This window comes from Allobosea sp., assembly GCF_030694325.1.
GTDB lineage: Bacteria > Pseudomonadota > Alphaproteobacteria > Rhizobiales > Beijerinckiaceae > Allobosea.
Genome location: NZ_JAUXYO010000019.1, coordinates 1 through 2,130, shown reverse-complemented (window position 1 = coordinate 2,130; position 2,130 = coordinate 1). Strand labels below are relative to the sequence as shown.

The window sequence follows — 2,130 nt, the reverse complement described above, 5'->3', positions numbered from 1 at the left end:
CCTGCGCGACTTCTACGAAAGGCTCTGCCAACACGGCAAAAAACCGATCGTCGCCATCACCGCAGTCATGCGAAAACTCATCGTCATCGCAAACGCAAAAATCCGTGACCTCCGTCTGTCAACACGCGAAGCGCAAGTGAGTTGATGACGATGGAGTTCAGGCGGTGCCGCCGATCCCGCCGAGGAAGTCCTTCACGCGGCCGAAGAAGCCGGCGGCCTCCGGATGCGTCGCGCCCGAGCTTTCGCGCTCGAATTCCTGCAGCAATTCGCGCTGGCGTGCGGTCAGCTTTTGCGGCGTCTCGACCACGACCTGGATATAGAGGTCGCCGATCTCGCGCGAGCGCAGCACGCTCATGCCCTTGCCCTTGAGGCGGAACTGCTTGCCGGTCTGGGTGCCCTCGGGGATCTTCACCCGCGCCTGCTCGCCGGTCAGCGTCGGCACCTCGATCTCGCCGCCGAGAGCGGCCTGCACCAGCCCGATCGGCACGCGGCAGAACAGGTCCGCCCCGTCGCGCTGGAAGATCGCGTGCGGCTGGATCGAGAGGAAGATGTAGAGGTCTCCCGCCGGGCCGCCGCGCAAGCCGGCCTCGCCCTCGCCGGCGAGGCGGATGCGCGTGCCGTCCTCGACGCCGGCGGGAATGTTGACCGAGAGCGTGCGGTCGCGCGTGACGCGGCCGGCGCCCTGGCAGTTCTTGCAGGGGTCGTCGATGATCTCGCCACGGCCGGCGCAGGTCGGGCAGGTCCGCTCGACCGAGAAGAAGCCCTGATTGGCGCGCACCTTGCCATGGCCGCCGCAGGTCGGGCACTGCCGCGATTTCGAGCCCGGCTTGGCGCCGGTGCCCGAGCAGACCTCGCAGGCGATCGAGGTCGGCACCCGGATCGAGGCGTTCTTGCCGGCGAAGGCGTCCTCCAGGCCGATCTCGAGATTGTAGCGCAGATCGGCGCCGCGCTCGCGGCCATTGGCACTGCGCGGTCCGCCGCGGCGGGCGTCGCCGAAGAAGGAATCGAAGATGTCCGACATGAAGTCGGAGAAATCCGGGTTGCCGCCGCCCCCGCCGCCATTCTCGAAGGCCTGATGGCCGTAGCGGTCATAGGCGCCGCGCTTCTGTCCATCGGACAGAACCTGATAGGCCTCGTTCAACTCCTTGAACTTGGCCTCGGCCGCGGTGTCCCCTGGATGCCGGTCGGGATGACACTGCATCGCCAGCTTGCGGAAGGCGCTCTTCAGCTCGGCGTCGCTGGCCGTCTTGGAGACGCCGAGGATTTCGTAATAGTCGCGCTTGGACATCAAACACCGGCCCCTTCGCTCATCCTCGCCGCGGCGGGCCTCAGGCCCGTCGTCATTGCGCGCAAGAGCGAGATTGTTGCGTCACGACGCAATCCCGTAACGCGATGGCCGGGTCAAGCCCGGCCATGACGTCGTTGTCGAGGAAGACGAGCGCTCAGGCGCTCTTCTTCTTGTCACCCTTGTCGTCGCTGACGTCCTTGAAGTCGGCGTCGATGACGTCGTCGTCCTTCTTGGCCTCGGCAGCCGGCTCGCCGTCGGCCGCGCCCTCGGCCTGGCTGGCGGCGTACATCGCCTCGCCGAGCTTCATCGAGGCCTGCATGACGTCCGTGGTGCGCGCCGTGATGGTCTCGGCGTTGTCCTCGGCGAGCGCCGCCTTCAGCGCGTCGAGCGCGGTCTCGATCGCCGTCTTGTCGGCGGCGGAGACCTTGTCGCCATAATCCTTCAGCGACTTCTCGGTCGAATGCACCAGGCTTTCGCCCTGGTTCTTGGCCTCGACCAATTCGCGACGCTTCTTGTCCTCGGTCGCGTTCGCCTCAGCGTCCTTGACCATCTTCTGGATGTCGGCCTCGGAGAGCCCGCCGGACGCCTGGATCCGGATCTGCTGCTCCTTGTTGGTGGCCTTGTCCTTCGCGGTCACCGAGACGATGCCGTTGGCGTCGATGTCGAAGGTCACCTCGATCTGCGGCATGCCGCGTGGGGACGGCGGAATACCCATCAGGTCGAACTGGCCGAGCATTTTGTTGTCGGCCGCCATCTCGCGCTCGCCTTGGAAGACCCGGATCGTTACCGCCTGCTGGTTGTCTTCCGCCGTGGAGAAGACCTGGCTCTTCTTGGTCGGGATC

Annotated in this window: 2 protein-coding genes; both read right to left on the bottom strand. The window is 66.1% G+C overall.

Going from position 1 to position 2,130, the window contains the following annotated elements; translation table 11 throughout:
• Nucleotides 1-157: 157 nt before the first annotated feature.
• Nucleotides 158-1,288, bottom strand: a complete 1,131-nt coding sequence (gene dnaJ, locus Q8M82_RS00745; protein WP_305689479.1) for a molecular chaperone DnaJ — start codon at nt 1,286-1,288, stop codon at nt 158-160.
• A gap of 154 nt (nt 1,289-1,442) precedes the next feature.
• On the bottom strand, nt 1,443-2,130 hold a 688-nt coding region (locus Q8M82_RS00740), incomplete at its 5' end, for an Hsp70 family protein (RefSeq protein WP_305689478.1).